This window comes from Acetobacter estunensis, from assembly GCF_019083805.1.
Lineage (GTDB): Bacteria > Pseudomonadota > Alphaproteobacteria > Acetobacterales > Acetobacteraceae > Acetobacter > Acetobacter estunensis_A.
Window position 1 is genome coordinate 1 of sequence record NZ_JAHRDV010000169.1, and the last position, 215, is coordinate 215.

At 59.1% G+C, this 215-nt stretch carries 1 pseudogene; it reads right to left on the minus strand.

Annotation, left to right across the window (positions count from 1 at the left end):
- Positions 1–215, minus strand: a pseudogene (locus KUA11_RS17395) (hypothetical protein); the annotation flags it as partial.

The window sequence follows — 215 nt, forward strand, 5'->3', positions numbered from 1 at the left end:
GCATTCTGCTGCGGCATCGCGTTCGTGGGATAAGAGGAATACGTCGGATAGGACGTATAGCCCGATGCTGGCATCGGCTGGGTGTATCCCTGACTGTAGTCTCCATAAGGCTGCGCGGTCGTGCCGGATCCCTGATAATAATCACCAGATTCATAGCTCGAGGAGGCCGCCGCCGCGCCTATGGTGAGGCCGAGCAGGGAACCGAAGGCAAACGG